This window comes from Geodermatophilus sp. SYSU D01106, assembly GCF_054049995.1.
This window is the reverse complement of sequence record NZ_JBJGYM010000005.1, coordinates 129,334-152,095: the sequence shown is the minus strand read 5'-3', so window position 1 is coordinate 152,095 and position 22,762 is coordinate 129,334. Positions and strand designations below refer to the sequence as shown.

Annotated in this window: 20 protein-coding genes; 13 read left to right on the top strand and 7 right to left on the bottom strand. The window is 75.6% G+C overall.

Features of this window, described 5'->3' with window-relative positions:
* Window positions 1-142 precede the first annotated feature (142 nt).
* The 3 genes from ACI78R_RS07580 to ACI78R_RS07570 are packed head-to-tail and all read left to right on the top strand — an operon-like array spanning window position 143 to window position 3,236.
* Entirely contained in the window at window positions 143-1,276 is a 1,134-nt protein-coding gene (locus ACI78R_RS07580; protein ID WP_457040228.1) for a carboxylate-amine ligase, read from the top strand.
* A complete protein-coding gene (locus ACI78R_RS07575; RefSeq protein WP_457040227.1) occupies window positions 1,276-2,571 on the top strand; it encodes an erythromycin esterase family protein in 1,296 nt (431 codons plus the stop codon). Before ACI78R_RS07580 ends, ACI78R_RS07575 begins: the two co-directional genes overlap by 1 nt.
* Window positions 2,568-3,236 (top strand): alpha/beta hydrolase, encoded by a 669-nt coding sequence (locus ACI78R_RS07570; protein WP_457040226.1) that lies wholly within the window; start codon window positions 2,568-2,570, stop codon window positions 3,234-3,236. The genes ACI78R_RS07575 and ACI78R_RS07570 overlap by 4 nt, the downstream gene beginning before the upstream one ends.
* A 4-nt stretch (window positions 3,237-3,240) precedes the next feature.
* Here the strand turns inward: ACI78R_RS07570 and ACI78R_RS07565 are convergent, their stop codons facing one another.
* Both ACI78R_RS07565 and ACI78R_RS07560 read right to left on the bottom strand, forming a co-directional pair.
* A complete protein-coding gene (locus ACI78R_RS07565) occupies window positions 3,241-4,578 on the bottom strand; it encodes a DUF2254 domain-containing protein (protein WP_457040225.1) in 1,338 nt (445 codons plus the stop codon).
* Between the two features lie 180 nt (window positions 4,579-4,758).
* Entirely contained in the window at window positions 4,759-6,210 is a 1,452-nt protein-coding gene (locus ACI78R_RS07560; RefSeq protein ID WP_457040224.1) for an NAD(P)/FAD-dependent oxidoreductase, read from the bottom strand.
* A 148-nt stretch (window positions 6,211-6,358) separates the two neighbouring features.
* Between ACI78R_RS07560 and ACI78R_RS07555 the strand changes: the two genes are divergently transcribed.
* The 7 genes from ACI78R_RS07555 (at window position 6,359) to ACI78R_RS07525 (ending at window position 14,821) form a co-directional block, all read left to right on the top strand.
* A complete protein-coding gene (locus ACI78R_RS07555; RefSeq protein ID WP_073420535.1) occupies window positions 6,359-7,066 on the top strand; it encodes an alpha/beta fold hydrolase in 708 nt (235 codons plus the stop codon).
* 4 nt (window positions 7,067-7,070) lie between these two features.
* Window positions 7,071-8,249 carry an ROK family protein gene (locus ACI78R_RS07550; RefSeq protein ID WP_073420534.1) on the top strand — a complete coding sequence of 393 codons (1,179 nt, stop codon included), beginning with the start codon at window positions 7,071-7,073 and terminating at the stop codon, window positions 8,247-8,249.
* A gap of 238 nt (window positions 8,250-8,487) precedes the next feature.
* Window positions 8,488-10,095, top strand: coding sequence for a sugar ABC transporter ATP-binding protein (locus tag ACI78R_RS07545; protein WP_457040223.1), 1,608 nt, complete (start codon window positions 8,488-8,490; stop codon window positions 10,093-10,095).
* Complete coding sequence (locus ACI78R_RS07540; protein ID WP_073420532.1) at window positions 10,092-11,279, top strand: ABC transporter permease; 1,188 nt, start codon at window positions 10,092-10,094, stop codon at window positions 11,277-11,279. The genes ACI78R_RS07545 and ACI78R_RS07540 overlap by 4 nt, the downstream gene beginning before the upstream one ends.
* 104 nt (window positions 11,280-11,383) lie before the next feature.
* Window positions 11,384-12,445, top strand: coding sequence for a substrate-binding domain-containing protein (locus ACI78R_RS07535; RefSeq protein WP_457040222.1), 1,062 nt, complete (start codon window positions 11,384-11,386; stop codon window positions 12,443-12,445).
* 167 nt (window positions 12,446-12,612) lie between these two features.
* Window positions 12,613-13,794, top strand: a complete 1,182-nt coding sequence (locus ACI78R_RS07530; RefSeq protein ID WP_073420530.1) for a Gfo/Idh/MocA family protein — start codon at window positions 12,613-12,615, stop codon at window positions 13,792-13,794.
* A 19-nt stretch (window positions 13,795-13,813) separates the two neighbouring features.
* Complete coding sequence (locus ACI78R_RS07525) at window positions 13,814-14,821, top strand: sugar phosphate isomerase/epimerase family protein (protein ID WP_073420529.1); 1,008 nt, start codon at window positions 13,814-13,816, stop codon at window positions 14,819-14,821.
* Window positions 14,822-14,908: 87 nt separating this feature from the next.
* On the opposite strand, the gene ACI78R_RS07520 is transcribed toward ACI78R_RS07525, so the two are convergent.
* Both ACI78R_RS07520 and ACI78R_RS07515 read right to left on the bottom strand, forming a co-directional pair.
* Complete coding sequence (locus ACI78R_RS07520) at window positions 14,909-15,844, bottom strand: alpha/beta hydrolase family protein (RefSeq protein ID WP_457040221.1); 936 nt, start codon at window positions 15,842-15,844, stop codon at window positions 14,909-14,911.
* Window positions 15,841-16,188: a hypothetical protein gene (locus ACI78R_RS07515; RefSeq protein ID WP_457040220.1), complete on the bottom strand. Its 348-nt coding sequence runs from the start codon at window positions 16,186-16,188 to the stop codon at window positions 15,841-15,843. The genes ACI78R_RS07520 and ACI78R_RS07515 overlap by 4 nt, the downstream gene beginning before the upstream one ends.
* Before the next feature lie 53 nt (window positions 16,189-16,241).
* On the opposite strand from ACI78R_RS07515, the gene ACI78R_RS07510 reads away from it, so the two are divergent.
* Complete coding sequence (locus ACI78R_RS07510) at window positions 16,242-16,775, top strand: helix-turn-helix domain-containing protein (protein WP_073420526.1); 534 nt, start codon at window positions 16,242-16,244, stop codon at window positions 16,773-16,775.
* Here ACI78R_RS07510 and ACI78R_RS07505 read toward each other — a convergent pair whose 3' ends face one another.
* The 3 genes from ACI78R_RS07505 to ACI78R_RS07495 all read right to left on the bottom strand — a co-directional run bounded on the left by ACI78R_RS07505 (window position 16,776) and on the right by ACI78R_RS07495 (window position 20,214).
* Window positions 16,776-17,300: a hypothetical protein gene (locus ACI78R_RS07505; protein ID WP_073420525.1), complete on the bottom strand. Its 525-nt coding sequence runs from the start codon at window positions 17,298-17,300 to the stop codon at window positions 16,776-16,778.
* A 73-nt stretch (window positions 17,301-17,373) separates the two neighbouring features.
* A complete protein-coding gene (locus ACI78R_RS07500; RefSeq protein ID WP_457040219.1) occupies window positions 17,374-18,963 on the bottom strand; it encodes a DEAD/DEAH box helicase in 1,590 nt (529 codons plus the stop codon).
* Window positions 18,964-19,227: 264 nt separating this feature from the next.
* Window positions 19,228-20,214 (bottom strand): GlxA family transcriptional regulator, encoded by a 987-nt coding sequence (locus ACI78R_RS07495; protein WP_457040218.1) that lies wholly within the window; start codon window positions 20,212-20,214, stop codon window positions 19,228-19,230.
* A gap of 169 nt (window positions 20,215-20,383) precedes the next feature.
* Here ACI78R_RS07495 and ACI78R_RS07490 point away from each other — a divergent pair, with 169 nt between their 5' ends.
* Both ACI78R_RS07490 and ACI78R_RS07485 read left to right on the top strand, forming a co-directional pair.
* Window positions 20,384-21,700 (top strand): MFS transporter, encoded by a 1,317-nt coding sequence (locus ACI78R_RS07490; protein ID WP_457040217.1) that lies wholly within the window; start codon window positions 20,384-20,386, stop codon window positions 21,698-21,700.
* Between the two features lie 428 nt (window positions 21,701-22,128).
* A complete protein-coding gene (locus ACI78R_RS07485) occupies window positions 22,129-22,698 on the top strand; it encodes an endonuclease domain-containing protein (protein ID WP_457040216.1) in 570 nt (189 codons plus the stop codon).
* The last annotated feature ends 64 nt before the right edge of the window (window positions 22,699-22,762 follow it).

The window sequence follows — 22,762 nt, the reverse complement described above, 5'->3', positions numbered from 1 at the left end:
ACACCGTTACAGCGACCAGTGGACGCCTCCGGAGGGCCGGCGGGCCACCCTCCCGGCTACGCCGAGAGCGATCACCGCGCGGCGGCGGGTGCGCGGCCGTAGCGTCGGCCTCCCCGGCGACCCCACGGCACCCAGGAGCGGCGTGTCCCCCGAGCATTCCCCGCCCGACCGCGCCGTCGGGCGCACCCTCGGCGTCGAGGAGGAGTTCCACCTCGTCGCCCCCGGCACCTTGGACCTGACCCCGGGACCGGGTGCCGCGGCCGCGGCGCTGGCCGGGGAGGCCGGCCCGCTGGTGCACCCGGAGATCGCCACCACGCAGCTGGAGACGGCGAGCGGCGTGTGCACCACGCTCGCCGAGGTGCGCGCCGACCTCGTGGCCGGCCGCGCGCAGGCCGCCGCGGCCGCCGCCCGTGACGGGCTGGTCCTGCTGCCCGCCTCCACCCACCCCTGGGACTCCTGGCACACCATGCCGGTGACGCCGGGGGAGCGGTACGAGGCGATGGTCGACCGCTGGGCGGGTCTCGCGCGCCAGCAGGACATCTGCGGCTGCCACGTGCACGTCGGCGTCCCCGACCTCGACACCGCCGTCGCCGTCCTCGACCGCGCCCGGCCCTACGTCCCCCTGCTGCTCGCGATGACCGGCAGCTCGCCGTTCCACGACGGCGTCGACACCGGCTACGAGTCGTGGCGGACGCTGTGGTGGACCCGCTTCCCGCACGCCGGCGCCCCCGAGCCGCTCGGCGACGCCGACGGCTACCGCCGCGTGCTCGCCGGCCTGGTCGCCTCCGGCGTGGTCGCCGACGGCTCGCACCTGTACTGGGACGTCCGCCCGTCGGCTCGGCTGCCCACGATCGAGTTCCGGCTGGCCGACGTGTGCACCACCGTCGACGACGCCGTGCTGCACGCGGCGCTGGTCCGCTCCCTGGTGCGGGTGCTCGCCGGCCGCGCCGAACGGGGCGAGCCGGTGCCCGAGGTGCGGCCCGAGCATCTGCGCGCGGCCCGGTGGCGGGCGGCGCGGGAGGGCCTCGGCGGCCGGCTGTTCGACCCGCTGCGCCTCGAGCTGGTCGACGCCCGGGCCGCCGTCGGGGGGCTGCTGGGCGAGCTGGAGGCCGACCTCGCCGACGCCGGGGAGTGGGACGAGGTCACCGCCCTGGTGCAGGACCTGCTCGGCCGGGGTACGTCGGCAGCGCGGCAGCGGAGCACCTGGCTGCGCACGGGCGACCGCCGGGCGGTCGCGGAGTGGGTCGTCCGCGAGGGGGCGGCCGGGAGGGCCTGATGGACCCCGACGACGTCCGGCGGCTCGCGCTGCCCCTGCGCGACCCCGCCGACCTGGACCCGCTGCTCGACCGGATCGGCGACGCGCGCGTCGTGGCCGTCGGCGAGGCCAGCCACGGCACGCACGAGTACTACGCCTGGCGGTCGGCGCTCACGCGCCGGCTGGTGGAGGAGCGCGGCTTCGGGCTGGTGGCCGTCGAGGGCGACTGGCCCGACTGCCGCCGGGTGGACCGCAGCGTGCGGCTGCGACCGGGCGGGGCCGCCGACCCGCGGGACGCCCTGGACGCCATCGACCGGTGGCCGACCTGGATGTGGGCCAACGACGACGTCGTCGACTTCACCCGGTGGCTGCGCGGGGTCAACGCCGGGCGCCCGGAGCCGGAGCGGGTCGCCTTCGCCGGGCTCGACGTCTACAGCCTGTGGGACTCCATGCACGAGCTGCTGGCCTGGCTGGAGGAGCACGAGCCCGGGCACGTGGCCGCCGCCCGGCGGGCGCTGCACTGCTTCGAGCCGTTCGGGGAGGACGGCGCCGAGTACGCCTTCGCCACCCGGTTCGCGCCCAGCACCTGCGAGGAGACCGTCGTCGAGCTGCTCCGCCGGCTGTGCGAGCGGCGCGCCGCCGACGACGGCCCCGGGGACCCCGACGACCGCGACGACCGCTTCGCCGCCGAGCAGAACGCCGCGGTGGTCGTCGGCGCCGAGCGCTACTACCGGGCGATGGTCGGCAGCTCGGCGGAGTCCTGGAACGTCCGCGACGAGCACATGGCCGACACCCTCGACCGGCTGCTCGGGCACACCGGCACGAAGGCGGTGGTCTGGGAGCACAACACGCACGTCGGCGACGCGCGGGCCACCGACATGGCCGACGCCGGCATGACGAACGTCGGGCAGTTGGTGCGCGAGCGGTACGGCACGGGGGACGTCGTCCTGGTCGGGTTCGCCGGCCACCGCGGCGGCGTGGTCGCCGGCCGGGAGTGGGGCGCGCAGATGGAGCGGATGGCCGTGCCCGCGGCGCGGGAGGGCAGCCTGGAGGCGCTGTTGCACGAGGAGGTCGGCCGGGACGCGCTGGTCGTGGTCCCGCGCGGCGACCGGCCGGCCTGGCTGGACCGGCGGCTCGGGCACCGGGCGATCGGCGTCGTCTACCGGCCCGAGCGGGAGCGGTGGGGCAACTACGTGCCCACGGTGACCGGCGACCGGTACGACGCCCTGCTCTACCTCGAGGACACGACGCCGCTGCAGCCGCTGCACCTCGAGCGCCCGGACGAGCACGTGCCCCCGCCGGGGCACCCGGCGTGACGCGGCCCGCGGCGCAGGGCCGCCTCGACAGCCGGCCCGGCGCCGGTCCGGCCGGCCCGCCGCTGCCGGCCGGCGTCACCCGCCTGGACCTCGGCGGGGCGGCCGAGGCGCTGGTCCGGGTGCCCGAGGGCACCGGACCGCGCCCGCTGCTGGTGTTCTGCCACGGCGCCGGCGGGGACGCCGCGCAGTCGCTGGCCGCGGTCGGGGACGTCGCCGCGGCCCGCGGGGTGGCGGTGCTCGCCACCTCCTCGGTGGCCACCACCTGGGACCTGATCGCCGGCGGGCTGGGCCGCGACGTCGCCGTCCTCGACGCCGCGCTCGACGCCGTCGCCGCGCGGCTGCCGGTGTCCCGGCTGGCGCTGGGCGGGTTCTCCGACGGCGCCTCGTACGCGCTGTCGCTGGGGCTGGCCAACGGCGACCTGTTCGAGGCGCTGCTCGCCTTCTCGCCCGGCTTCGCGGCGCCGCCGGGCCGCACGGGCCGGCCCCGGGTGTGGATCGCCCACGGCACCGCCGACCGGGTGCTGCCCGTGGACCGCTGCGGCCGGCGGGTGTCGCACGCGCTGTCGGCCGCCGGCTACGACGTCACCTACGACGAGTTCGCCGGCGGCCACGTGGTGACACCGGACCTGGTGACCGCCGCGCTGCGGACGTGGCTCGGGAACTGACCGCTCAGATCGAGCGGGTCTCGCCCGCGCGGTCGGCGAAGGCGTCCTCGAGCCGGCCCGCCAGGGCGAGGTCGACCCGCATCCGCAGGTCGCGGACCCCGTCGGCGTCCTGCTCCAGCGGCTGGTGGGCGAGCTGGCCGCAGACCTCGTCCGCGGCGCGGGCGACCGCTGCGCGCTGCTCGTCGTCCCGGCAGACGACGGCCACGTCGCGCAGCATCCGGAGGAGGGCGACCAGCACCGTCGGCTCCCCGGCGCCGAACCGGCGGAGCTGGCCGCAGGCGAGGTCCAGGTAGTAGCGCAGGTCCCGGTCGGGGACGACGACGCGGCCGACGCCCTCGGCGTCCTCGTGCAGCGTCGCGCCGAGGTGGCGTCCGGTGAGTCGCACCAGCAGGTCGGCCATGTGGCCGACGGCGGTCGCGGCCGTCGTCGGGTCGTTGACCGCCGGCGACATGGCCTTGATCGCGATGTCCTCCAGCTGGCGGAACCCGAAGCCGGCGTCCTGGTCGATGGTGCGCTCCGCGGACAGGTGCACCGCCTCGCGGACGGCGTCGGCGACGCCGTCCACCGCCGTGCCTCCCGCCGCCCACACCGTGGCGATCGGGGACCCCTGGACGACGTGGTCGCCGGGGCGGACCTCGATGCGCACGACGGCGTCCTGCGCCTGGGCGGCGCGCACCGCGTGCTCGGCGTCGGTGACGCGCACGAAGCCGCTGCGGGTCGCCCGGACGGGTGTCCCGCGGGCCCGGCCCGTGTCCAGCTCGTCGGGAGAGCGAGCGGAACGGTCGCCGTAGTCCCGGTAGAACACCCGGATCGCCGCGTCGGTCTCGTCGTGGACGCGGACCATCATCGAGTCGACCCGCAGCATGCGGGCGATGTGCGTGACGAAGGCCAGCAGCGCACCGAAGGAGGCCAGGCCCAGCAGCGCGGCGACCAGGCAGACGAGGGTCGGCACCGGTTCGGCCTGGTCGATCCCCCGGAGGCCGGCCAGGGCGAAGGTGAACGTCGCGGCGAACACGGCGAGGACCGCCTTCGTCACCCGGTCGCGGACGAAGTCCCGCAGCAGGCGGGGGGAGAACTGCGAGGACGCCAGCTGCAGCGCGACGACGGTGAGGCTCAGCGTGAGCGTGGTGATGGTGACCGCGCCGGTAGCCACCACCTGCAGGAGCGACCCGGCGGCGCTGCTGTCGCTCGGCCACAGTCCGGCCAGGAGCCCGGAGCGCGGCTCGACCTCGCCGAGCAACCACCCGGCCACGGCGGCGACCAGCCCGGCGGTCGCCGGCCACACCCACAGGGGTGCGCGCGAGCTCTCGGCACTGCTCCGGCCGCGGGACGTCGTCGGCATGGGTGCCTCGCAGGGGCAGGGGTCCGGCCGGGACTCCTCCCCGACACCCGCACTCTCCCCCACCCCGGCTCGGCCCGCGCGAGCCGGTGCCCCCACCGCTCGTGGCCCGGACGCACGCCGGCCCCGGACCACGGGGTCCGGGGCCGGCGTGCGTCGGCGGAGTGGATCAGGTCGTGCGGATCAGGCGGTGCGGCGCCCGACCAGGTCGTGCTGCTGCTCGGGGTTGACGTCGTCGGGGGTCTTGGGGTGGTCCTTGGGCCCGCCGGTCTTCGACGTCGCGAACCCCTCGCCGAGCTTCTCCAGCGCGAGGCGCCCGTAGACCTGCTGCTGGGTGGCCACCCGCTGGGAGCGGCCGCGGCCGAGGAAGCTGACCATCCAGTGCAGCACCGTGGTGACCCGGCTCTTGAAACCGATGATGTAGAAGAGGTGCACCACCAGCCAGATCACCCAGGCGATGAAGCCCTCGAACTTCATGTTCTTGATGTCGGCGACCGCGGAGAACCGCGAGATCGTCGCCATGTTGCCCTTGTCGTGGTACTTGAACGGCGGCTTGGGCCCGCGGCCGGTCACCCGCCGCTTGATGGCGTCGGCGGCGTAGCGCCCGCCCTGGATGGCCACCTGGGCGACGCCGGGCAGCTTGTCGGGGTGGTTGGCCATGTCGCCGACGACGTGGATCTCCGGGTGGCCCGGCAGCGTGAGGTCCGGCTGCACCGAGATTCGGCCGGCGCGGTCGACCTCGGCGCCGGTGGCGTCGCCGAGCAGCCGGCCGAGCGGGGAGGCCTGCACGCCGGCGGCCCACACCTTGGTGGCGGCGCTGATGCGGCGCAGCTGGCCGTCGGAGTCCTTGACGGTCAGGCCGTCGGCGTCGAGGTCGGTGACCAGGGCGCCGAGCTGGACCTCGACGCCGATCTCGTTGAGGTGCCGGCGGGCCTTCTCGCCGAGCTTCGGCCCGAACGGCGGCAGCACCTGCGGCGCGCCGTCGAGCAGGATGATGCGGGCCCGCTGCGGGTCGATGTTGCGGAAGTCGCGGCGCAGCGTGCGGTGCGCGAGCTCGGCGATCTGGCCGGCCATCTCCACGCCGGTCGGGCCGGCGCCGACGACGACGAACGTCATCAGCCGGTCGACCTCGGCCGGGTCGGTGGCGAGCTCGGCCAGCTCGAAGGCGCCGAAGATGCGGCCGCGCAGCTCGAGGGCGTCGTCGACGCTCTTCATGCCGGGGGCGAACTCGGCGAAGCGGTCGTTGCCGAAGTAGGACTGCCCGGCGCCGGCGGCGACCACGAGCTCGTCGTAGGGGTGGACCGTGGTGCGGCCGAGGATCGTCGAGGTGACCGTGCGCGCGTCGACGTCGATGTCCACGACCTCGCCGAGCACCACCCGAGCGTTCTTCTGGTGGCGCAGCACCTCGCGGGTGGCCGGCGCGATCTCGCCCTCGGACAGGATCCCGGTGGCCACCTGGTAGAGCAGCGGCTGGAACAGGTGGTGGCTGGTCTTGCCGATGACGGTGACGTCGACGTCGGCGTTGCGCAGCGCCTTGGCGGCGAACAGGCCACCGAAGCCGGATCCGACGATCACCACCCGCGGCCGTCCGGTCGAGGGGCTGCCGGGGGCGGTGGGCGCAGGTGATGTCGTCATGATGACTGATCCTCTCCCGTCGGGGGCTCCGCTGTCCTGTGGCGGGCCGGTCGGGGCGGTGATCCCCGTCACGGCCGCGCCGGCCTGCTGGTCTGTTCGCCGGTCGGTCCGCTCGCGGCCACCGGTCCCACCCGGTACAACCGGGCCGGTGCCCGCCGTCATCCCCCGGATCGTGCTGGTCCCGGGGCTCGGGCTGGACCGGCGGTCGTGGTCGCGGCTGCGCCGGCGGTCGCCCGCCGACGTCGTGCTCCTACCCGGGATGGGGCGGTCTGCACCTGTGCCGCCGCTCGACGACCTCGCCGCCGCGCTGCGGGCGCACCTCGGCGAGGGTCCGGTCGTCCTCGTGGGCCACAGCCAGGGCTGCCAGGTGGTCGCCGCGGCCGCCGTCGACCCGCGGGTGGCCGCCGTCGTGCTGCTCGGCCCCTCGACCGACCCGCGGCTGCGGCGGGCGCCGGTGCTGGCGGGCGCGTGGCTGCGCACGGCGCTGCGCGAGCCCTGGTGGCAGGTGCCGCTGATCCTCGCCCAGTGGCTGACCACCGGGCCGCGGGCGATGCACGCGCTGTGGCGGGAGAGCAGCCCCGACCGCATCGACGGCCGGCTGCGCGCGGTGACCGCGCCGGTGACCGTCGTCCGCGGCACCCGGGACCGGCTGTGCGACGCCGCGTGGGCCGCGCGGGTGGCCGCCGCGGCGCCGCGCGGGCGGGTCGTCGAGGTGCCCGGCGCGGCGCACATGACGCCGCAGACCCACCCCGGCGAGGTGGCCGCCGTGCTGCGCGACGCCGTGGCGCGCGCGACCCGGCCGGGCGAACCGGCGCCGCCGGAGGCCCGGGACCGGGGGAGGGGCGTGCCACCATGACCGCATGGCCACCTCCTCCGCCTCGGCCGGCGCGCTGCTGCACCACGTGCGCACCGGCCGCGCGCGGAGCCGGGCCGAGCTCGTCGCGCTGACCGGCGCGGCCCGCAACACCGTCAGCGCCCGCGTCGACCAGCTCATCGCCGCCGGCCTGCTCGAGGAGGGCGGGCGCGGCTGGAGCACCGGCGGGCGACCGCCCACGCTGCTGCGGTTCAACAGCGCCGCCGGCTGCGTGCTCGCCGTCGACCTGGGCGTCACGAGCGTCGACGTCGCGGTCACCGACCTGTCCGCGCAGGTGTTGGCCACCGTCGGTCACCCGATCGACATCGCCGACGGGCCCCGGCCGGTGCTCGCCGAGGTCGACCGGCTGGCCCAGGAGGTGCTCGCCGAGGCGGGGCTCACCCCGGCCGACGTGTGCGCCGTGGGCGTCGGCGTCCCCGGGCCGGTGGAGTTCTCCACCGGCCGGCCCTCCCACCCGCCGATCATGCCGGGCTGGCACGACTTCCCGATCCCGAGCGCCTTCGGCCGCTACGAGTGCCCCGTGTTCGTCGACAACGACGTCAACGTGATGGCGCTGGGGGAGATGGGCGTCGCCGGGTCCGACCAGGACGTGCTGGTCGTCAAGGTCGGCACCGGCATCGGCTGCGGGATCGTCGTCGAGGGCGGCGTCTACCGCGGCGCCCAGGGCAGCGCCGGCGACATCGGGCACATCCACGTCCCGTCGGCCGACGGCACCGAGGTGGTGTGCCGCTGCGGGCAGCTCAACTGCCTCGAGGCGATCGCCGGCGGCATGGCCCTGCTCCGTGACGCGCAGGCGGCCGGCCTCCCGGTCACCACGACGCGCGAGGTCGTCGAGCGCGCGGCGCTGGGCGACGGGCAGGCGCTCGAGCTCGTCCGCCGCGCCGGCCGCACGATCGGCACGGTGCTCGCCGCGCTGGTCAACTTCTTCAACCCGCACCGGATCGTCATGACCGGCGGGGTCGCGCGGGCCGGCGTCCCGCTGCTGGCCGGCATCCGCGAGGCCGTCTACGCGCGCTCCATGCCGCTGGCCGCCCGCGCGCTGGAGATCACCGTCAGCGACGCCCCGGACCTCTCCGGCCGGGTCGGCGCCGCGCTGATGGCCATCGAGGGCTACCTCGACGACGACTCGGTGTCCGAGGCCCTCACCCGCGCACTCGCCCGCTGAGCCGGCGCTCCCACCCGCGTCACCACCCGCGTCACCGGCGTCCCTCCCGTCGCCCGCGCGGCGGCGGTTTCATCGCGATTCGGTAACCGCCCGATCGGGACCTTGACCGACCTGTGAACCGCCTCATACGTTCTGCCCTCAGCGGACTAATGGTCAACGATGAGCAGAAGTCGGGAGGTGACGTCGTGGCCCACGGGATGCGACGACCGACCGCCGGCGGTACCCGGGCGGTCGCCCGGTGACGGCGCCGGCACAGGAGGCAGTGCTGCGCGGTGCGCCGCTGCTGGAGATGCAGGGCATCGTCAAGACCTTCCCGGGCGTCCGGGCCCTCGGCGGCGTCGACCTCGACGTGCGGGCCGGCGAGGTGCACTGCCTGCTCGGCCAGAACGGCGCGGGCAAGTCGACGCTGATCAAGGTCCTCGCCGGTGCCCACCAGCCCGACGAGGGCACGATCACCTGGCAGGGCGAGCAGGTGGCGCTGAGCAACCCGCAGGCCGCCCTCAGGCTCGGGATCGCCACGATCTACCAGGAGCTCGACCTCGTCGCCGGGCTCACCGTCGCCGACAACGTCTTCCTCGGCCGGGAGCAGTCCCGCTTCGGGCTGACCTTCCCCGGTGAGATCAACCGGCGGGCCGCGGCCCTGCTCACCCGTCTGGGCCACCCCGAGATCCGGCCCGGCGCGGAGGTCGGCTCGCTGTCGGCCGCCTCGCAGCAGATGGTCAGCATCGCGCGGGCGCTGTCGCAGGACGCGCGGCTGATCATCATGGACGAGCCGTCCGCGGTGCTCGACAACGAGGAGGTCGGGCGGCTCTTCGACGTCATCCGCGACCTCACCGCCGACGGCGTCGCCGTCGTCTACATCTCCCACCGCCTCGAGGAGATCCGCGAGATCGGCGACCGGATCACCGTCATCAAGGACGGGCGCACCGTCGCCACCGGCCTGCCGGCCCGCGAGACCCCGACCCGCGAGGTCATCACCCTGATGACCGGCCGCGACATCGAGTACGTCTTCCCCGAGCGGGCGACCCCCGTCGCGGCGGGCACCGCGCCGCTGCTCGAGGTCGAGGACCTGGCCCTGCGCGGGTCCTTCTCCGGCGTCTCCTTCGCCGTCCGGCCCGGCGAGATCGTCGGGCTGGCCGGCCTCGTGGGCTCGGGCCGCTCGGAGATCCTCGAGACCGTCTACGGCGCCCGCCGCGCCACCGGCGGCGTCGTCCGGGTCGGCGGCCGGTCGCTGCGGCGCGGCGACGTCGGCGCCGCGGTGGCCGCCGGTGTCGGGCTGGCGCCCGAGGAACGCAAGAGCCAGGCGCTGCTGCTCGGCGAGTCCGTCGCCCGCAACATCAGCATCTCCAGCCTGGCCCGGTTCGCCCGCGGCGGCTTCCTCTCCGGAGCCGCCGAGCGCACCGCCGCCCGCGAGCAGGTCCGGTCGCTGGACGTGCGCCCGGGCGACGAGACCCGCGAGGTGCGGACGCTGTCCGGCGGCAACCAGCAGAAGGTCGTGCTCGCGCGCTGGCTGCTGCGCGACTGCCGGGTGCTGCTGCTCGACGAGCCCACCCGCGGTGTCGACGTCGGTGCCCGCTCGGAGATCTACGCGCTGGTGCGCGACCTCGCCGACCGCGGTGTCGCCGTCGTCGTCGTCTCCAGCGAGATCCCCGAGGTCCTCGGCCTCGCCGACCGCGTGCTCGTGGTCGCCGAGGGCCGGGTCATGGCCGAGGAGCCCGCCTCCGCACTCGACGAGCACCGGGTGCTCGACCTGGTCATGCAGGGGACCACCACGCACGGCGTCGCGCCGGAACTCCACCACACGACAGGCGTCGCGCAGACGCAGCACGAAGGGACCGGAGCATGAGCAGCGACATCGGCGGCAGCACCGCGCTGGCCGCGGGGACCGGGAAGTCCGACGCCGACGGCCCCGGCGGGTCGCGGGGTGCGCGCTCCGGTGGCCTGCTGGCCGGCCCGGTCGGCCGCAACCTCGGCCTGGTCGTCGCCCTGGTCATCCTCTGCATCGTCGGCGTCGCCACCGCCGGTGACCGGTTCGCCAGCGTCGACAACGTCCTGACCATCCTGCGGCTGGCCTCGGTCATCGGCGTGGTCAGCATCGGCATGACCTTCGTGATCATCGGCGGCGGCATCGACCTGTCGGTCGGCGCGCTGGTGGCGCTGTCCTCCATCTGGGCCACCACGCTGGCCACCCAGCAGATGGCCGAGGACACCCACTGGATCGTCATGGTCTTCACGGCCGTCGTCGTCGGCGGGGTCGCGGGACTGGTCAACGGCCTGGTCATCGCCTACGGGAAACTCGCCGCGTTCATCGCGACGCTGGCGATGCTCACCGGGGCCCGCGGCCTGGCGGAGATCATCGCGAACCGGCGCACCCAGATCGTGCGGGACAGCGACTTCCTGGCCTTCTTCTCCGGCGACGTGCTCGGCATCCCGACCCTGGTGATCATCTTCGCCCTGGTCGCGGTCGCCGGGTGGGTGCTGCTCAACCGGACCACCTTCGGCCGGCGCACCTTCGCCGTCGGCGGCAACGCCGAGGCCGCCCGCCTGGCCGGCATCCGGGTGCAGCGGCACACGGTGAAGCTCTACGTCCTGTCGGGCGTCTGCTGCGGCATCGCCGCCGTGATGCTCATGGCGCGCACCACGACCGGCAGCTCGACGCACGGCACGCTCTACGAGCTCGACGCCATCGCCGCGGTGGTCATCGGCGGGACGCTGCTGATCGGCGGGCGCGGGACGATCGTCGGGACCGTCATCGGCGTCCTCGTCTTCGAGACCCTCGGCAACATCTTCACGCTCAACAACCTGTCGAGCTCGGCGCAGGCCGTGGCGACCGGCGTGATCATCGTCCTCGCCGTCCTGCTGCAGCAGCGGCTGGCCACCGGCGGGTTCAGCTTCCGCCGGCCGTCGTCCGGGGGACAGGCCGGCGGGCCGGTGCTGACCGGCGCCCCGTCGGGAGCCGTCTCCGGCGGCACCACCACCGACGGCGGCCCGGGCGGCACCCGCCCGGCGCCTCCCGGCAAGACCCTCTGACACCCGGCGCGCGACCGCGCGCCGGACCGCACCACCCACCGGGCGCCCGCCCGGTGGCGGACCACCCCGGCTCCCGGACAGGGGGCGACACCTGAGGAGACAGCATGTCTGCAACGAGGCAGCGTCCGTTCCGCCGCCTGCCCTACGCCACGGTCGCCCTGCTCAGCGCAGGCGTCCTCGTGGCCGGCTGCACCAGCAACACCCCGGAGGACTCCGGTAGCGGCGGCGGCGGTGGCGGCAACACGGCCGCCAGCGACAACGACGAGACCGGCGACACCGTCACCATCGGCTTCTCGGCGCCCGCCGCCGACCACGGCTGGATGGCCGGCATCACCGAGGCCGCCCGCGCCGAGGCCGAGAGCTACGAGGACGTCGAGCTGGTGGTCGCGGAGGGCACCAACGACGTCAGCACGCAGATCAGCCAGGTCGAGACCTTCATCAACGACGGCGTCGACGCCATCGTGCTGCTGCCCTTCGACGGCGCGGCGATGACCCCGGTCGCGCTGCAGGCGATGGAGGCCGGCATCCCGGTCATCAACGTCGACCGCGAGTTCGACAGCCCGTTCGCCGCCCGCACCACCGTCCTCGGTGACAACTACGGCATGGGCGTCTCGGCCGGCACCTACGTCTGCGAGCAGCTCGGCGACAACCCCGACGCCGTCGTCGCGGAGATCGCCGGCATCGACTCCCTGCCGCTGACCCAGGACCGCAGCCAGGGCTTCGCCGACGCGCTGGCCGAGTGCGGTCTCGACGTCGACAACCGCGTCGCCGCCGACTTCACCGTCGAGGGCGGCGAGGAGGCGGCCTCCAACCTGCTCCAGGCCGCCCCGCAGATCGACGCCATCTGGAACCACGACGACGACCAGGGCGTCGGCGTCCTGGCCGCCATCGAGAGCGCCGGCCGCGACGAGTTCTTCATGGTCGGCGGCGCCGGCTCGGCCAACGCCATGCGGGCGATCCAGGAGGGCAACTCCGTCCTCCAGGCGACGGTCATCTACCCGTCGACCCAGGCCGCCGACGGCGTCCGCCTGGCCCGCCTCATCGCGCAGGACAAGGCCCTCTCCGACCTGGTCGAGATCGAGATCCCGCGGCAGATCGTGCTGAACGCGCCGGTCGTCACCGCGGACAACGTCGACCAGTACATCGACACCGCCTTCGAGTCCTGAGCCGCCCGGGGGGGGGGGGGGGGGGGGGGGGGGGGGGGGGCGGCCCCGCCCCCCCCCCACCCCCCCGACCCCACCCCCCCCCCCCCCCCCCCCCCCCCCCCCCCCCCCCCCCCCCCCCCCCCCCCCCCCCCCCCCCCCCCCCCCCCCCACTCCCCGAGGAGATCCCGATGACCCCGCCCGACCGGCCGACCCTCGGGGTGGGCCTGATCGGCTACGCCTTCATGGGCGCGGCGCACTCGCAGGCCTGGCGCACCGCCCCCCACTTCTTCGACCTGCCGATCCGCCCCGACCTGCGGGTGCTCGCCGGCCGCGACGCCGGCCGCGTGGCCGAGGCCGCCGGCAAGCTCGGCTGGTCGCAGACCGAGACCGACTGGCGCCGCGTCGTCGAGCGCGAGGACGTCGGCCTGGTCGACGTCTGCACCCCCGGCGACACGCACGCCGAGATCGCGATCGCCGCGCTCGAGGCCGGCAAGCACGTCCTGTGCGAGAAGCCGCTGGCCAACACCGTCGCCGAGGCCGAGGCCATGGCCGAGGCCGCGCAGCGCGCCGCCGCCCGCGGCGTCCGCTCGATGGTCGGCTTCACCTACCGCCGCGTGCCGGCGATCGGCCTGGCCCGCCGGCTGGTCGCCGAGGGCCGCCTCGGCCGCATCCGGCACGTCCGCGCCGCCTACCTGCAGGACTGGATCGCCGACCCGTCGGCGCCGATGTCCTGGCGGCTGGAGAAGGACAAGGCCGGCTCCGGCGCGCTCGGCGACATCGGCGCGCACGTCGTCGACCTGACGCAGTACATCACCGGCGAGACCGTCACCGGCGTGAGCGCGCTGCTGGAGACGTTCGTCAAGGAGCGGCCGCTGGCCGCCTCCGCCGGCTCGCTGTCCGGCACCGCCGGCGAGGGCATGGGGCAGGTGACCGTCGACGACGCCGCCGTCTTCCTCGCCCGCTTCTCCGGCGGCGCGCTGGCCACCTTCGAGGCCACCCGCTTCGCCCTGGGCCGCAAGAACGGCATCCGGATCGAGATCAACGGGTCCGAGGGCAGCCTGGCGTTCGACTTCGAGGACATGAACGTCCTGGAGTTCTTCGACGGCAGCGAGCCCGCCGAGCGGGCCGGCTTCCGCCGGATCATCGTCACCGAGCCCGAGCACCCCTACGTCGCCGCGTGGTGGCCGGCCGGGCACGGGCTGGGCTACGAGCACGGCTTCACCCACCAGGTCGTCGACCTGCTCACCGCGATCGCCAAGGACGAGGACCCCACGCCGTCGTTCGCCGACGGCCTGCAGATCCAGCGCGTCCTCGACGCCGTGGAGCGCAGCGCCGCCGCGGACGCGACCTGGACCCCCGTCCCCGCCTGACGAAGAGAGGTTCTCCCTCATGCCACGCCCGATCACCCTGTTCACCGGCCAGTGGGCCGACCTGCCCTTCGAGGAGATGTGCCGGCTGGCCTCCGAGTGGGGCTACGACGGCCTGGAGATCGCCTGCTGGGGCGACCACCTCGACGTCGAGCGCGCCGCCAACGACGACTCCTACGTCGCCGAGCGCCTCGCGCTGCTGGAGAAGCACGGCCTGCAGGTCTTCGCCATCTCCAACCACCTCAACGGCCAGGCCGTCTGCGACGACCCGATCGACGAGCGGCACCGCGGCATGGTCAACGCCCGCGTCTGGGGCGACGGCGAGCCCGAGGGCGTCCGGCAGCGGGCGGCCGAGGAGATGAAGCTGACCGCCCGCGCGGCGGCGAAGCTCGGCGTGAAGACCGTCGTCGGGTTCACCGGGTCGAAGATCTGGAAGACCGTGGCGATGTTCCCGCCGGTGCCCGAGTCGATGATCGAGGACGGCTACCGGGATTTCGCCGACCGGTGGAACCCGATCCTCGACGTCTTCGACGAGGTCGGCGTCCGGTTCGCCCACGAGGTGCACCCGTCGGAGATCGCCTACGACTACTGGACGACGGTCCGCACGATGGAGGCCATCGGCCACCGCGAGGCGTTCGGCCTCAACTGGGACCCGTCGCACTTCGTGTGGCAGGACCTGGACCCGGTGTCGTTCATCTGGGACTTCAAGGACCGGATCTACCACGTCGACTGCAAGGACGCGAAGAAGCAGGTCGGCAACGGCCGCAACGGCCGGATGGGCTCGCACCTGCCCTGGGCCGACCCGCGGCGCGGCTGGGACTTCGTCTCCACCGGGCACGGCGACGTCCCGTGGGAGGCCTGCTTCCGGATGCTGAACACGATCGGCTACGACGGCCCGATCTCGGTGGAGTGGGAGGACGCCGGCATGGACCGCCTCGTCGGCGCCCCGGAGGCGCTGGCGTTCGTCCGGCGCCTGGCCTTCGACCCGCCGGCGGCCGCGTTCGACGCCGCCTTCGCCAGCGGCAACTGAGGAACTCCCGGCGTCGGCCGGGGGAGTGCGGCGGAGGGCCGGGCGCGGACGCGCGCCCGGCCCTCCGTGCTGTCCGGGCGGTCGCGCTCAGGCCGCCGGGACGAGGCCGGTGACGGCGCGGCACCACGAGGTGACGGCGTCGAGCACCTCACGGTCCACCGGCTGCCGCAGCTCGCGGCGGTAGGCGCGCAGCGAGGCCGGGCCGGGCTGGTGCCGCAGCGTGTGGGTGAGGTCGGGCGGGCGCAGGGTGGTGACCGGGCCCGCGACCGTCGCGGCGATGGTGTCGAGGTCCGCGGCCGGCACCTGGAGGTCCTTCCCGCCGGTCACCGCGAGCACCGGCACGGGGATGCGGGCGAGGTCGCCGCGGGGGTCGTACGCCAGGAACTCGCGGTGCCACCGCGCGTTGAGGCGGACGCCGCCGACCCGGGCGACGTCGCCGGTGGTGGCCCGGATGCGCTCGTGGTTGGCGGCCACCTTCCGCTCGAGGTCGGTCCGCAGCAGCCGCAGGAGCCCGCGCACGGGCGCCGGCAGCGTCGGCGCGATCTGCCGTGCCTGCCAGCGCAGCAGCGCGTCGCCCGGGGTGGCCGACCCGGCGAGCAGGACGACGCCGGCGACACGAGCGCCTGCCGTGCCGGCCGCCATGGTGGCCAGCAGGGCGCCCTCGCTGTGGCCGGCGAGGACGATCCGGCCGCCGTCCACCTCCGGCCGCGCGGCCAGCGTGTCCAGGGCGCGGAGCAGGTCGTCGGCGTTGTCCGTGAACCCGGCCCGTCGCCAGTCGCCCGGCGACCCGCCGACGCCGCGCTTGTCGTAGCGCAGCGAGGCGAGGCCCGCGGCGGCGAGGGCGTGCGCCAGGTCGCGGGTGACGCCGAACCGCATCCGCCGGTGGTCGGAGTCGCGGTCGAGCGGGCCGGAGCCCGGCGCGAGCAGCACCGCCGGGACCGGACCGGCGGTGCCCGGGAGGGTGAGGGTGCCCGCGAGCGGCGGCTCACCCGGCACGGTCACCGGCAGCTCGCGCCCGGTCACGTCCGCGCGCCCGGGACCGCGGCGACGACCGCTGCGGGGTCGGGCGCGCTGACGAGCGCGGCGTCGAACCGCTGACCGGCCAGTCCGAGCCGCACGGCGGGACCGCGGCGGACGCTGACGAACGTCCGCGTCCCGCGCCGGCGCCAGGTGCCGATCTTCCGCAGGCCGGGCAGGCCGAGGCCGGGGGCGCGCAGGCCGCGGGCGGCGGCCGGCCCGTCGGGGACGACCTCGGCCGAGCGCACCGCCGTCAGCGGGACCTCGAGGTCGCGCAGCAGGCCGAGCACCCTCTCGGCCGGGGTGAGGGTGATCCGCAGGGTCCGCGCTGTCGTCTCGATCGTCGCCATGGCACCATCGTTCTCGACCGTGAGACCGTTGTCAATCATGAGAGAGGTCGAGCGTGGCGACAGCCGACCTGCTGCTGCACCCCGTCCGCCTGCGCGTGGTGCAGGCGCTGCTGGGGGACCGCACCCTGACCACCGGGAACCTGCACGCCGAGCTGCCCGACGTCCCGGTGGCGACGCTGTACCGGCACGTCGGCGTGCTCGCGGACGCGGGCGTCCTCGAGGTGGTGGGGGAGCGCCGGGTGCGCGGCAGCACCGAGCGCACCTACCGGCTGGTGACCGCCGCGGCGTCCGTCGGCCCGGACGAGGCGGCGGGCATGACCCCCGAGGAGCACCGCCGCGCCTTCGGGACGTTCGTCGCCGCGCTGCTCGCCGACTTCGACCGCTGGGCCGACGCCGCCGGCCCGGACGGGCTGGACCCCGCCCGGGACGGCGTCGGCTACCGGATGACCGGCCTGTGGCTGGACGACGAGGAGTTCAGCGGCCTGCTCGACGACGTCCGGGCGGTGCTGCGGGCCCGGCTGGACAACACGCCCCGCGCGGGCCGGCGGCGCCGGCTGGTGGGGACGGTGTTCCTGCCCGGCGGCTGACTAGGCGGCGGCGCGCTCGGCCTTCCGCTCCGCCTTGCGCTCGGCCCGGGCGACCCGCTTGTTCGCCTTGGCCAGCGTCCTGCCGGCGCGCGAGATCTTCCGCGAGCTGCGGTCGACGGTGCCGCGGGTGAGCAGGCCGACGCCGATGCCCAGCAGCCACACGTCCTTGGCGATGGACAGGCCCTGCTCGGTGGGGGCGAGGCTGCCCTCCTTGCGCATGCCGGGCGTGCGCAGGTAGAGCCCGAGCAGCCCGCCGGCGAACCCGGTGAGGACGGCGCCGGCCAGCGCGGTGGGCACGAACGGCGTCAGCAGCGCGGCGCCGACGGCGATCTCCGCCGTCGACAGGGCCTGCACGAACTGCCGCGGCTCGACGTCCTTGAGGAACGGGTACGTGCCGGACGCGAACCCGTGCAGGCCGGCCGCGGTCTGCTCGTCGGCGGCGCGCTTGCCCAGGCCGCTGTTGAGGATGAACGCGCCGGCCGAGATGCGGGGGCCGATCTCGGACAGGGTGATGGGCAGGGCCACGGGGCACCTCCGCGGGGTCGGGGACGGTCGGGACTGCACTGCCCGACCGTCCCCGCCGGAAACCGCCCGGGGCTCAGCGGCCGCCGCGCCGCGAACGGCCGCTGAACGACGCCGCGGAGTGCGAGCCGGCCCGCGCGGCGAGCTCGGCGCGGGTGCGCGCCGGGCCCTGCGGGCTGCGGGACTGACCGCGGCTCCCGGTGGCCTTCGTGGACGACGTCGCCGTCGCCGTGCCACTGCCGCCGCCGGAGCCGCCGCGGCGGCGCCGGCCGCCGCCCTGGCCCTGCGGCTGCGGAGCGGGCGCCGGGGCCGGCTCGACGTACGGCGCGGCCGGGCCGGTGAGCCCGGTGATCTGCTCCGCGCCGGGGCGCACCTGGCTGACGATCGGCGTGATGCCGGCCTGGCGGGTCAGCGTGCGGACCTCGCCGTTCTGGTCCGGCGTCGACACCGTGACCACCGTGCCGCCGGCGCCGGCGCGGGCCGTGCGGCCGGAGCGGTGCAGGTAGGCCTTGTGCTCGGTCGGCGGGTCGACGTGCACGACCAGCGAGACGTCGTCGACGTGGATGCCACGGGCGGCGATGTCGGTGGCGCACAGCACGCGGGTGCCGCCGGTGCTGAACGCCTCGAGGTTGCGCTCGCGGGCGTTCTGGCTGAGGTTGCCGTGCAGGTCGACGGCGGGGATCCCGGCCGCGGTCAGTTGCTTGGCGAGCTTCTTGGCCTGGTGCTTGGTGCGGGTGAACAGCACGCTGCGGCCGAGCCCGGAGGCGAGCTGCCGCACGACCTCGGCCTTGTCGGCGGCGCTCACCTGGAACACGTGGTGGGTCATCGTGGCCACCGGCGCGACGGCCGGGTCGACCGAGTGGGTCACCGGCTGCGACAGGTAGCGCTTGACCAGCACGTCGACGCCGTTGTCCAGCGTGGCGGAGAACAGCAGCCGCTGGCCGCCCTGCGGGGTGCGGTCGAGCAGCCGCTTGACGCCGGGCAGGAAGCCCAGGTCGGCCATGTGGTCGGCCTCGTCGAGCACGGTGACCTCGACGGCGGACAGGTCGGCGTGCCCCTGCCCGATGAGGTCCTCGAGCCGGCCGGGGCAGGCCACGAGCACGTCGACGCCGGCGGCCAGCGCCTGCACCTGCGGGTTCTGGCCGACGCCGCCGAAGACGACGGTGGAGCGCAGGCCGAGCGCCGTGGCGAGCGGCTCGACGGTGGCCAGCACCTGGTTGGCGAGCTCGCGGGTCGGCACGAGCACCAGCGCGCGCGGCTTGCGCGCCTGGCGCCGCGTGGTGGAGGCGGCCAGGCGGGCCACCAGCGGGAGAGCGAAGGCGATGGTCTTGCCCGAACCGGTGCGACCGCGGCCGAGCACGTCGCGGCCGGCCAGGGAGTCGGGCAGCGTCGCGACCTGGATGGGGAACGGCGCGGTGATGCCGCTGGCGGTGAGCACCTCGACCAGCGGGGCGGGCACGCCGAGCTCGGCGAAGGTGGCGTCGGTGGGCAGCACGGTGGCGACGTCGCCGGCCGGGAGCACGGGCGTCGCCGGGGCGGCGGGGGCCTGGGCCGAGGTCTCGGCGGGGGCGGCGTTCTGCGCGGCGCCGGTGCCGCGGCCGCGGCCGCCGCGACGGCGGCGGGGCCGGGACGTGCCGGCGGCAGGAGAGGACTGCGGGGAGGTCATGGGTTCCTCGGTGGTGCTCGGGTCGCCGTCCTCGGCCACCGCGGGCGCACGCCGGCCCCGGTCAGGGGCGGGTCGCGCCGTCGGCGACGTCGGACAGCCGGGCGCGCCTCGGTGGCGCTGCTCCAGCCCGACGTCGAGTCCTGCAGCTCCGGATGAGCGAGGGCGGCGCCGGTACGTCCCACTCAACCAGACGCGGCCGCCGGACCTGCCCTGGGCGGGGGAGGCGCGCGTCACACCCGCCCCGTCCGGGTGGCCTTTGTAGCGCTATCGGCCCACGCCGGCACCCCGGTAGGTGCGGCGGTAGGCGCCCGGCGGGACGCCGATCGAGGCGCGCAGGTGCGCCCGCAGCGACGCCGTCGTCCCGAAGCCGGCCTCGGCGGCCACCCGGTCGACCGAGGCGTCGGTGGACTCCAGCAGCCGGCGGGCCAGTGCGATCCGCTGCGCGGCCAGCCAGCGCTGCGGCGACTGGCCGGTCTCCTCGCGGAAGCGCCGGGTGAAGGTGCGCACGCTCATCCGGGCGTGCGCGGCGAGCCCGGCGAGGGTCAGCGGCTCGCCGAGGCGCTCGAGCGCCCAGGCGCGGGTGGCGGCGGTGCCGGCGTCGCCGGTCTCGGGCAGCGGCCGCTCGACGAACTGCGACTGCCCGCCCTCCCGCCACGGCGCGACGACGTTGCGCCGCGCCACCCGGTTGGCCACCGCGCTGCCGTGGTCGCGCCGGACGAGGTGCAGCAGCAGGTCGATGCCGGCCGCGTTGCCCGCGCTGGTGAGCACGTCGCCGTCGTCGACGAACAGGACGTCGGGGTCCAGCCGCACCCGGGGGAAGTGCCGGGCGAAAGCCTGCGTGTGCATCCAGTGCGTGGTGGCCGGCCGGCCGTCGAGCAGCCCGGCCGCGGCGAGCACGAACGCGCCGGTGCAGATCGAGAGCAGGCGGGCGTGCGCCGACGCGTCCCGGAGCGCGGCGGCGAGGTCGGCCGGGACCTCGCCGTCGGTCATCGCCGGGCCGCCCTGCACGCCCGGGACGACCACGGTGCGCGCGGTCTCCAGCAGCGTGGCGTCGTGCTCCGGCTGGATCGAGTAGCCGGCCGACGTGCGCACCGGACCGCCGTCGAGGGTGGCCACCCGCACCCGGTAGAGGGGGCGCTCGTCGGCGTCGACGGCGCTGCCCAGCAGGCGGTGGGGGAGGCCGAGCTCGAAGGCGATGGTGCCGGGGAGCGCGAGGACGGCGACCTCGTGCCGGGCGGGGCCGGCGGTCACGGCCGGGCGCGGCCCTCGTCTCATGGCCGGACGCGGGCCGGGTGTCGTGGCCGGACCCGTGCCTGCTGTCACAGCCCGGTGCGGCCCTCGTGTCATGGCCGGATCCTTGCACGTGTTGGCCGTCGGGCCACTGGTCGTCGCAGCCAGCGGTCGGTCATGCTCTCCGCTCGTGACGACGACCGTGCCCCGCCGCCGGATCCACCCCGCCTGGTGGGTGGCCGCGGTGACCTTCCTGGCGCTGGTCGGCGCCGCGGCGTTCCGCGCGGTGCCCGGCGTGCTCATCGACCCGCTGCGCGAGGAGTTCGGCTGGTCGGTCTCGACGATCTCGGCCGCCGTCGCGGTGAACATGGCGCTCTACGGGCTGACCGCGCCGTTCGCCGCCGCGCTGATGGAGCGGTTCGGCATCCGGCGGGTCGTCGTCGGCGCGCTGCTGCTCACCTCCGTCGGCAGCGGGCTGACGGTCTTCATGACGGCGAGCTGGCAGCTGGTGCTGCTGTGGGGCCTCGCCGTCGGGCTGGGCACGGGCTCCATGGCGCTGTCGCTGGTGGCCACGGTGACCGGGCGGTGGTTCGTGGCCCGGCGCGGGCTGGTCAGCGGGATCCTCACCGCCGGCGGCGCCACCGGGCAGCTGGTCTTCCTGCCCGTCGTCGCGGCGGTGGCGGAGACCGACGGCGGCTGGCGGGCGGCGTCACTGGGGACCACGGCGGCCGCGCTCGCCGTCGTCCCGCTGGTGCTGTGGCTGCTGCGCGACCGGCCGCGCGACGTCGGCGCCGTCCCCTACGGCGGCACCCCGGCCGACGACGTCGACCCGGTGCGCACCGGCGCGGCCCGCGCGGCGCTGGCCGGCCTGGCGCTCGCGGCGCGGTCGCGACCGTTCTGGCTGCTGGCAGCCGGCTTCTTCATCTGCGGCGCGTCGACCAACGGGCTGGTGCAGCCGCACTTCATCCCGGCCGCGCACGACCACGGCATGCCGGTGACGACGGCGGCGTCGCTGCTCGCCGTCGTCGGGATCTTCGACATCGCCGGCACCGTGTTCTCCGGCTGGCTGACCGACCGCGTCGACCCGCGGGTGCTGCTGCTGGCCTACTACGCGCTGCGCGGCTTCTCGCTGTTCCTGCTGCCGCCCCTGTTCGGGCCGGACCTGCACGTCAGCATGATCGCGTTCATCGTCTTCTACGGCCTGGACTGGGTGGCCACCGTGCCGCCGACGCTGGCGCTGTGCCGCGAGCACTTCGGCGCGCGGGCGCCGGTGGTGTTCGGCTGGGTGTTCGCCTCGCACCAGGTCGGGTCGGCGGCGGCCGCGTTCGGCGGCGGCGTGATCCGCGACGTCACCGGCTCCTACGACCTGGCCTGGTTCGGCGCGGGCGCGCTGTGCCTGGTCGCGGCGGCGCTGTCGATCTCGATCCGCCGTCGCCCGGCCCCGGACGCCCCGCCCGCGACGCCCACCGAGCCGACCACTGCCTCCGCCGCGACCACCCACGGCTGAGCCGGGCCTTTGTAGCGCAATCGGCCCTGTCGGCCGTCCCCAGGTCGGCCTTTGTAGCGCTGTTGGCCCTGTACCTGTGGACGACGCCCGGTGGTGGCCGTCCGGCCCGTGAGGCTGCCGGGGTGACCACCCACCGTCGTCTCCTCCCCGGGGTCTTCGTCGGCAGCCACGCCATCGCCGAGGGGCTCCTGACTCGCAAACAGCTCCGCACTCGCAGCTACCGCAGGCTCGTCCAAGGCGTCTACGCCGACCCGGGCCTCCCCGTCGACCACAGCCTGCGCTGCCGCGGGGCCGCACTCGTGCTGCCGGACGGCTGCTCCATCGGCGGTCACTCGGCAGCCGCCTGGTACGGCGCACCGTTCGCGGGGGCCGGCGACCCGGTGACCGTGCTCTGCCCTGAGGCAATCCGGTGGCGCGGCCCTCGAGGAGTGGCCGTCCACCACACGACGTTGCTGCCGGAGGACGTCGTGCACGTCGACGACGTCCCTGTGAGCACGGCGACGCGGACGGCGTGGGACGTCATGGCGCTCGAGCCGCTGACGACGGCGGTGGCGGCACTCGATGCGATGGTCCGGGCCCAGCACCTGACGCGTAACGACCTGCTCGGGATGGCCGATCACGGCACCGGACGCTGGGGCGTGAGCAGGGTGCGGCGCACAGTCCCGCTGGTCGACCCGCGCGCCGAGTCGCCGCAGGAGTCCCGGCTGCGCGTGTGCCTCGTCCTGGCCGGGCTCACGCCGGTGCCGCAGTACGAGATCGAGCACCACGGTCGGTTCGTCGCGCGCGTCGACCTCGCGTTCCCGGAGGCCCGGCTCGCGATGGAGTACGACGGCGCCCACCACTTCGAGGACGACCAGATGGCCAAGGACGACGACCGGCTCGGCCGGCTCCGGGCGGCCGGCTGGCGGGTGATCCGCGTGACCGCCGCGGACATGCGCGACCTCGACGCCCTGCTCGCCCGCATCCGCGAAGCACTGGCGGCCGGAGAGGGCCAATAGCGCTACAAAGGCCCAGTTGGGTCGCCGCCCGGGTGGGCCATCAGCGCTACAAAGGCCCCGCGCG